Origin of the sequence: Streptacidiphilus pinicola, from assembly GCF_003258295.1 — a bacterium.
In the GTDB taxonomy this organism is placed as follows: domain Bacteria; phylum Actinomycetota; class Actinomycetes; order Streptomycetales; family Streptomycetaceae; genus Streptacidiphilus; species Streptacidiphilus pinicola.
Genome location: NZ_QKYN01000168.1, coordinates 1 through 7,539, shown reverse-complemented (window position 1 = coordinate 7,539; position 7,539 = coordinate 1). Strand labels below are relative to the sequence as shown.

The window sequence follows — 7,539 nt, the reverse complement described above, 5'->3', positions numbered from 1 at the left end:
CACTCCGGCTGCGCCCGTGAGCCCCCGGACCGCGGGCGGTCGTCCCGCGCCCGCTGTGGGGGAGTGCCCGGCTGCGACCGCCTGCTCGTCGTTCATGCCAGCTCCTGGTCGGTGATGGCCAGCGCCGTGGTGCCCTGCCGGTAGGCGACGGTGCGGATGCCGAGGGCGGTGTGAAACTGCCGGGCGGGGAGGACCTGCGGGGTGGGTGCGGGGGCCTGGCCGGGTTTGGGCAGGGGGTAGGCGGTGGTGGTAGCGGAGTGGAAGGTGACGTTGCCCTCGACGCGGCTGAACAGCTGGTGGACGTGCCCGTTGAGCGCGGTGACGGAGGAGAAGCGCTTCAGGAGGTTGAGGACCTGAAGGGCGTCGTCGGTCGACCAGCCCCACTGCGGGAACATCGCGAACAGCGGGATGTGACTGAACACGACGATCGGGGTGTCGGAGGACAGGCCGGCGACGTCGCGGCGCACGAAGTCGATCTGCTCGGTGCCCAGGTGGCCGAGCTTCTCCAGGCTGAGGGTGTTCACCAGCGCGATGAAGTGCACGCCGTGGGTGTCGAAGCTGTACCAGCCGTCGCCCTCGGTCCCCTGGGCGAAAGCGCGCCGGTAGGCGCGGCCGTGGTCGTCGACGGAGTCGTGCTCGCCGGGGACGGTGAACACCCGGTCGGTGCGCAGGCTGCTCATCATCTGCTTGACCTGGTCGAACTGCCCGGGGGTGGAAAGGTGGGTCAGGTCGCCGGTGTGCAGGACGAAGTCCGGCCGGAAGCCGAGGCTGTTGACCTGGTCGATCGCGTGGGTGAAGGAGCCGGTGACGTCGGTGTTGGCAGGCCCGGTGAAGCCGATGTGGCTGTCGGAGACCTGCACGAACCGCAGGGTTCCGGCGTCCGCGGTCGTTGCTGCCGGGATGCTGTCGCGCGTGTCGGCGATGTGGCTGACGACCTCGCCGCCCGTGACGCTGAGGACGACGGCGGCGCCGAACCAGCCGGTGTGGCGGGCGAACTGGCGGCGGGTCATGGGGGCGGTCATCGGGTCACCGTCACGGTGGCCGTCATGAACGGGTGGATGGTGCACAGGTAGTGGTAGGTGCCCGGGGTGGTGAAGGTGTAGGAGAAACTCTGCCCGGTGTTCAGCGCCTGGGAGTTGAGCGGTCCGGTGTTGTTCTGGCTGGTGACGGTGTGCGCGTCGCTGTCCTGGTTGGTCCACGTCACCCTGGTGCCGACCTTGACGGTGATGGCGGCGGGCGCGAACGCGAAGTTCTTGATGGCCACGCTGTCGGTGGCCACGGGCACCCCGGCCGGCGTGGGTGCGGCGCTCGCCGGCATGCTCATCGCCGGCATGGAACCAGCCGCGGACGGCGGCTGGGTGACGGGGCCGGTCGCGGTGGAGCCGGGCATCCCGGCCAGGCTCGACTGGCCTGAGCCCGGCGTGATGGCGATCGTGGCCGACGCGGCGGGGTGCGCGGGGCTGGAGCAGGCGGCCAGGGTCAGCCCGCTCACCGCGAGGAGCGCGGCAGCCACGGCCGCGCCGCCGCTCCGGCGCCGGGGGAAGGACGTCTTCATGCGTTCGGCTTTCTGATCGGCCCTTGAAGGGCGCGGACTCGAACGTGATCACCTGGCAGCGGTCCGGACGCTTTGGGCCGCTGCCGTCGCAAGGGGATACGGGCGGGGGTTACACCGCCTGCCGCGCCCGACGGTGTAACCCCCGCCCGTATCTGTGGGCGATGGGATTCCACGGAGGGTTGATCGATGCCGAGACAGTTCGGAGGCGGGCCGCGCTCTACGATGAGCCGTGGCCGGTCGCGGGAGGTTCCAGGCGCTTCGGCGGGTCGGCGCGGCCATGATCTGGCGGGCTGACACCGCGGCGCCCTCGCCGCGCCCGGCGGTGCTGCCGTGGGCGGTGTACCCGGACTGGGACGCGATCTACGCCGATAACGTGGGACGGATCTACCGGTTGATGTTCTCCAAGGTCGGCAACCGCCCCGACGCCGAAGACCTGACCTCCCAGGTGTTCACCGCCGCTCTCGGACCGTTGCGTCCCGGAGCGGAGATCGGCCAGGTCCGCGCCTACCTGACCACGACCGCGCGGACCGTCCTGGCCGAGCACTGGCGGCGCACCCTGGGCCACCAGGTCACCGAGATCGACCCCGACATCCTCGACCTCGCCGAATTCCCGCCCGGCGCGGGCGAGAGCGAGGCGGGGGAGGCCGGGGCACAGGCCCACCGGATCCTGGAAGCGCTACCGGAGCGGTACCGGCAGATCCTCACCTTGAGATTCCTGCGCGGGTACACCGTTCGGCAGGCCGCCACGGAACTCGGGGTGTCGGTCGCCAACGCGAAAGTCCTCCAGCACCGGGCCCTGCGCGCGGCAGCCCGCGTGGAGACCGCGCAGGATGTGCGGGACGAGGAAGCCAACATCGGCGGGGAAGGGGAAGCGAAATGAGACGGCAGGCAGTGGACCGCTACGTGGACCGGCTGCTCGGCCGGAGCCGCCCCAAGCCCTTCTCAGCCACCGAGGACGAGCTCGCCCTGGTGCGCACCGCGATCGACCTCGCAGCCGCAGGACCCGACGCCCACGGGCCGAGCCCCGCGTTCGTCGACCGCCTGCGCAACCAGCTGAGCGAACGCGAGCAGACACAAGAAGCCACGCCCGAACCACGGCCGGCCTGGCGCACCCCGCCCCGCCGCCGGTTCCTGGCCGCGGGCGCGCTCACCGCCACCGGCGCCCTGGCTGGCGCCGCCGCCGACCAACTCCTCCAAGACCGCGGCCAGAGCGCGCAGGCCCAGCAGCCCGCCGCGTCCGACGAGCTCGTCCCCGTCACCGGCACCTGGCAGCAGGTCGCCCAGACCACCGAGCTTCCCGAAGGAGCCGTTGTCGCGTTCGACCTCGGCACGGTGACCGGCTTCGTCCGCCGCACCGGCGGACGCCTGCGCGCCGTGTCAGGCAACTGCACCCACCAGGGCTGCCGACTCGACCTCGACCCCAACCGGGACAAGCTCGCCTGCCCCTGCCACGGCGCGACCTTCAGCCTCAGCGGCATCAACCTCACGCGTCCACACCCCGGAGCGCCGCTGCCCGCGCTCCCGCGCCTTCCCGTGCGCGAACAGGGCGGCACCGTCCAGGTCTACGCCCCGGCCGCCGGCGAGCCTCCGCAACCGGCCGCGTGACAGCCAGCACGACAACGATCAGGGCGCCACCCGGAAGTGGCGCCGCCACCTCGACCGCATCCCCGAGCACCTGGAGCGCGCCCGCCGGTACGCGTGGACCCGGCAGGCACGCGCGGCGTAGTCCCTGGTGCGGACAAGCACGTGGGGGACCGAACAGGCGGGTGCTTTGTCTCAGGAGTCGCACGCGCAGTAAAGGCAGTATCTGCGGGGGTGATCTCGACCAAGGAGACGACCATGTTCGGTCGGGCACGGATCCCAGGCCGCCGCCCACCAGCCGCCGGCGTTGCCTCTGGCTGCGCGGTTACAGCGGGGTGGCGGCCAGGATGTCGACCTGCTCGATGGTCGGCGCGGTGGCGAGCAGGGCGACCGAGTCGCCCAGGGCCGCGGCGATTCGGCCGTTGAGGTGGTCGGTGCGCCCCTGTTCGTCAGCGAAGGTGTCGAAGATGCCGAACGAGGCCGCGCCGAGCCGGAACGCGAACCAGGTCACCGTCCCCTCCTCCTGGCGGGCCAGGTCCACCGCGTCGGTGAGCATCCGCTCGACCTTGTCGGCGTTTTCGGGGCGGGCGTCGATGCGGGCCAACAGGCCAAGCCGCGAGGTCATGTGCGCTCCAGGGCGTCGGAACCAACCACCCGGCCGGATTCCGCCCGGGCTCTTCCGTCGACGCTACGCGCCCGGGCGGGTCCGGACGGTGCGCCGCACCATGTGATGGGCCGGGTGCGCCGCTTCGGACCAACGCCCGGTTTGCCGGGTCGGACAGCACCGTGAAGGTCAGTTCTTGGTCTGCTGCATCGTCAGGGAGCCGTCGGGCGTCTGCGGCTACGGGATGAACTGGCTGATCGTCATCGCCGGAGCCCTCGTCGGCACTCCGGCACGCTACCTGACCGACCGAGCGGTCCAGTCCCGACACGACAGCGTCTTCCCCTGGGGGCACCTTCGCCGTCAATATCGTCGGCTGCCTCGTCCTGGGCCTGGTCGCCGGAGCGGTTCACGCGGGAGCCGCGTCCACGCAGGTCCAGCTGCTGGTCGGCACCGGATTCTGCGGAGCCCCGACCACCTACTCCACCTTTTCCCACGAGACGCTCCGACTGGCCGAGACCGGCGCGCGGTTCTTCGCCGTCGCCAACGTGGTCGGCAGCGTGACCGCCGGCCTCGGTGCCGCCTTCTTCGGCAACGCGCTCGCCCAGGCCACATGGAGCTGACTCGGTTCGGCATCGCGCGCTATTGACCATCTCGGGCCAGTATCCGGGGCCCCGGAGGCGGACGACTGCGCCACCTGGTTGGATCGTCAATCATCTGGAGACGTCGATCGAGACTGGGAATTTCAGGTCGCAGCCGATGCCTCCTTGCACCTGTTCGAAGTCGCCGACACGGCAAGCCAGAAGCGGAAATGACGCCGGGACAGGGGACGATCATGAAACCCGCGCCAGTGGTGGCCGCGGGAGAAGCGAGGAGGTTGAGATGAGTGCGGGACTTGCCGGGAAGGTCTGCGTCGTCAACGGCGCGGCCAGCCTGATCGGCCAGGCCGTCGCGGACCGGTTCGCACAAGAGGGCGCGGTCGTGGTCGGAGTGGACAAGGTCGAGCACAAGGTCGGTGCGCACACGCTGCAGGCCGACCTCACTGAGGAAGCCCAGGTCGAGGGAGCGTACCGGCAGATCGTGCGCGAGCACGGCCGGCTCGACGTCATCTACAACAATACGGGCCTGATGGACCGGGACGACCACTCCGTCCTCGACATGAGTCTACAGACGTGGCGCAACGCGCTGGATGCGAACCTCACCAGCGTCTTCCTTTCCTGCAAACACGGTATCCCGCACCTGCTGGCCACCGAACCGGCCGGTGGCAGCGTCATCAACGCCGCCTCGTTCCTGGCCGCTGTCGGTTCGGCGACCGCACCGATGGCTTACACCGCGGCGAAGGCAGGCGTCGTCCAGCTGACCAGGGACCTGGGCGTCCACCTCGCCCGCAGCAACGTGCGGGTCAACGCGGTGCTGTTCGGGCCCATCGAAACCCCGCAGCAGCGAGCCATCTTGGAACGCGACCCGAGCGTGCTTCAGAAAAGGCTCGTCCACTGGCCCATGGGCCGCTTCGGCACCCTCGAGGAAGCCGCGGGGACCATCGCCTTCCTCGCCGGTGACGACGCCGGGTTCATCACCGGCGCCGCCATCCCTCTTGACGGCGGCATCACCGAAGCCTTCACCGTCCCCGAATGACTCAGCCGGCAGGCCCGACGTGACATGGATCGTCGTGGCGTACTTAGCCGGCCAAGGCCCAGGTGCTCGGCATCGAGACCATCACACCGGAGGAACTCGCTCAACGCCTCGCCGGGCACCTCACCCGGCAGCTCAACGGTCTTCAGCCGATCGCCCCAGCGGCTGCCGACTCTCGGAAGTCGACGACAGCTTCGCCGTTGGTTCGCGCCCACTCGGTCAGCATCACGATCGGCTCTTGAAGCGTCTGGCCGAGTGCGGTCAGGCTGTACTCGACCCGCGGGGGTGCTTCGGCGTACGCGTGCCGGTCGATCAGGCCGTTGCTCTGCAAGCGGCGAAGGGTCTGAGTCAGCACCTTGCGCGAGATTCCACCGGACAGCGCAACGAGTTCGCTGTGTCGCTTGGGCCCGTCGGTGAGAGCGAACAAGGTGACGACGGACCACTTGTTGGCGATGATCTCGATCGCCAGCCGTGCGGGGCAGTCGGCGAGGAACACCGTGCCCGCCTTCAGGCCCCCTGCCGTGCTCGCCGTGTCGGCTGCAGTCATGCTCACGAACCGAAGGTTACCCTTTGGTACCTATCGGGTCCCTAACGTCGATGCCATGGAACTACATTCCGGCAAGGGCCCCACGCCTCTGCTCGACCGTCAGCTCATCGCCGTCAAGCCCATCACCGTTCCCACCGCCGACCGCGGCGTTGACCTGCAGGTCAAGGTCACCGCACCCGTCGACGGGGGGAACTTGCCCGTCATCGTCTTCTCTCACGGCAACGCCTGGTCGATGGATGGATACCAGCCGATCGTCGACCGCTGGGCGGCTGCCGGGTTCGTCGTGGTCCAGCCCACCCACCTGGACTCCCGCCGCCACGACATCGGCCTCGACGATCCCCGCTTCGCCACCATCTGGCGCGTGCGCATCGCCGATCTGCACGCCGTCCTGGACGGCCTCAGCGACATCCTCGACCACATCGGCGGACTGACCACCCGCGTCGACCACGACCGCGTCACTGCCGTCGGGCACTCCTGGGGAGCACAGACCGCCGGAGCACTCCTGGGTGCCCGCGTGTTCGACACCGAGGGCAACCCGGGCGAGGACTTCTCCCACCCCGCGGTCAAGGCCGGCGCACTGATCGCGGCGACCGGCACCGGCGACACCCTGACTCCCTTCGCGCTCAAGTATCTCCCGTTCGCACGCCCGGACTTCTCCACCATGAGCGCCCCCGCTCTGGTCATCGCCGGCGGCAAGGACCAGTCGGCCATGTCCACCCGCGGACCAGACTGGTTCACCGACGCCTACCACCTCAGCCCGGGCCCGAAGCGACTGCTCACCATCGCTGAGGGCGAGCACCTCTTCGGCGGAATCTCCGGCGAGGCCGCCAAGGACACCACCGACGAGAACCCCGCCCGCGTCGTCCTCGTCGCCGACGCCGTCTCCGCCTACCTGCACGAGGTCCTCAGCGCCGACGCAGAAAGCTGGCAAGCCCTGCAGGACCAGATCCGCCACAGCGCCGGCGCCTTCAACACCGAGAGCAAGTAGGCGCTCCCCGGTCGGGCTCGCGATCGGAAATATCCTTCTCGAGTCTCATGCCAGGCGGAGCCGGTCAAGAGCAGACGGGATCGGCGATCATGCGTCGGCAGGCACGGTCTTCCACTCGGATCACAGGGCATCAAGATCCGGCAACTGGGACCGGCGGCTGCATTCCGAAGACCGTGCCGCGCCGAGAGACGCTGCAGAGCTCGCTGCCAGCGGTCATGACTGGGGACACGGCTCCCCAGTCCGGCATTGATGTCTCGATTCCGTCCCGGGGAGCGCTGCGCCACTGCTGAAAGCCGTCAACGGCACTGAGACAGACGATGCTGCCGTTCTCCATGCTGGATGTACAGGTGGGGGCCGTCGGAGACGAATACGCGAGCTCGTCGAGGGTGAGATCGTCTCCTTCGACGTCGATCAGGGCCCCATTCCTCGGCCAGCTCATGCCCGCCCGCCGCCTTCGCGTCAGCCCCCGCGCCGTCAAACGACCCATGTCCCGCTACGCGTACAAGAGCCTGCGCGTCGACCGACGCACCTACAAGGCCAGCATCAGCATCGACATCCTCTCGACAAACCGTTGTTAACCCCATCAGCCCCTAACTTCACGGCTTTGCCCTTTAGACGCGGTTTCTAATGGCTCG

8 protein-coding genes and 1 pseudogene are annotated in these 7,539 nt (G+C 69.3%); 5 read left to right on the top strand and 4 right to left on the bottom strand.

Annotated features, from left to right (window positions below; genetic code table 11):
• Positions 1–92 precede the first annotated feature (92 nt).
• Both DN069_RS33750 and DN069_RS42065 read right to left on the bottom strand, forming a co-directional pair.
• Positions 93–1,022 carry a metallophosphoesterase family protein gene (locus DN069_RS33750; protein WP_111507054.1) on the bottom strand — a complete coding sequence of 310 codons (930 nt, stop codon included), beginning with the start codon at positions 1,020–1,022 and terminating at the stop codon, positions 93–95.
• Positions 1,019–1,555: a cupredoxin domain-containing protein gene (locus tag DN069_RS42065; RefSeq protein ID WP_111507053.1), complete on the bottom strand. Its 537-nt coding sequence runs from the start codon at positions 1,553–1,555 to the stop codon at positions 1,019–1,021. The genes DN069_RS33750 and DN069_RS42065 overlap by 4 nt, the downstream gene beginning before the upstream one ends.
• A 322-nt stretch (positions 1,556–1,877) precedes the next feature.
• Between DN069_RS42065 and DN069_RS33740 the strand changes: the two genes are divergently transcribed.
• The gene (locus DN069_RS33740) at positions 1,878–2,435 is read left to right on the top strand and encodes an RNA polymerase sigma factor (RefSeq protein WP_243640099.1); all 558 of its coding nucleotides are present in this window, start codon (positions 1,878–1,880) and stop codon (positions 2,433–2,435) included.
• Positions 2,432–3,160 (top strand): Rieske (2Fe-2S) protein, encoded by a 729-nt coding sequence (locus DN069_RS33735; protein WP_111507052.1) that lies wholly within the window; start codon positions 2,432–2,434, stop codon positions 3,158–3,160. The genes DN069_RS33740 and DN069_RS33735 overlap by 4 nt, the downstream gene beginning before the upstream one ends.
• A 301-nt stretch (positions 3,161–3,461) precedes the next feature.
• Here the strand turns inward: DN069_RS33735 and DN069_RS33730 are convergent, their stop codons facing one another.
• Positions 3,462–3,761 carry a putative quinol monooxygenase gene (locus DN069_RS33730; protein WP_111507051.1) on the bottom strand — a complete coding sequence of 100 codons (300 nt, stop codon included), beginning with the start codon at positions 3,759–3,761 and terminating at the stop codon, positions 3,462–3,464.
• Between the two features lie 223 nt (positions 3,762–3,984).
• Between DN069_RS33730 and crcB the strand changes: the two are divergent.
• A pseudogene (gene crcB / locus DN069_RS33725) lies at positions 3,985–4,360 on the top strand (fluoride efflux transporter CrcB).
• Between the two features lie 259 nt (positions 4,361–4,619).
• Positions 4,620–5,372 (top strand): SDR family oxidoreductase, encoded by a 753-nt coding sequence (locus tag DN069_RS33720; protein WP_165845757.1) that lies wholly within the window; start codon positions 4,620–4,622, stop codon positions 5,370–5,372.
• A gap of 142 nt (positions 5,373–5,514) precedes the next feature.
• On the opposite strand, the gene DN069_RS33715 is transcribed toward DN069_RS33720, so the two are convergent.
• A complete protein-coding gene (locus DN069_RS33715) occupies positions 5,515–5,916 on the bottom strand; it encodes a winged helix-turn-helix transcriptional regulator (protein ID WP_111507049.1) in 402 nt (133 codons plus the stop codon).
• A gap of 55 nt (positions 5,917–5,971) precedes the next feature.
• Between DN069_RS33715 and DN069_RS33710 the strand changes: the two genes are divergently transcribed.
• Positions 5,972–6,904: an alpha/beta hydrolase family protein gene (locus DN069_RS33710; RefSeq protein ID WP_111507048.1), complete on the top strand. Its 933-nt coding sequence runs from the start codon at positions 5,972–5,974 to the stop codon at positions 6,902–6,904.
• Positions 6,905–7,539 lie beyond the last annotated feature (635 nt).

What these genes read in the sequence shown, in the direction of transcription:
- DN069_RS33720 (WP_165845757.1), top strand. Translation starts at nt 4,620, where the DNA reads ATGAGTGCGGGACTTGCCGGGAAGGTCTGCGTCGTCAACGGCGCGGCC.
- DN069_RS33730 (WP_111507051.1), bottom strand. Translation starts at nt 3,761, where the DNA reads ATGACCTCGCGGCTTGGCCTGTTGGCCCGCATCGACGCCCGCCCCGAA.
- DN069_RS42065 (WP_111507053.1), bottom strand. Translation starts at nt 1,555, where the DNA reads ATGAAGACGTCCTTCCCCCGGCGCCGGAGCGGCGGCGCGGCCGTGGCT.
- DN069_RS33710 (WP_111507048.1), top strand. Translation starts at nt 5,972, where the DNA reads ATGGAACTACATTCCGGCAAGGGCCCCACGCCTCTGCTCGACCGTCAG.
- DN069_RS33750 (WP_111507054.1), bottom strand. Translation starts at nt 1,022, where the DNA reads ATGACCGCCCCCATGACCCGCCGCCAGTTCGCCCGCCACACCGGCTGG.
- DN069_RS33735 (WP_111507052.1), top strand. Translation starts at nt 2,432, where the DNA reads ATGAGACGGCAGGCAGTGGACCGCTACGTGGACCGGCTGCTCGGCCGG.
- DN069_RS33715 (WP_111507049.1), bottom strand. Translation starts at nt 5,916, where the DNA reads ATGACTGCAGCCGACACGGCGAGCACGGCAGGGGGCCTGAAGGCGGGC.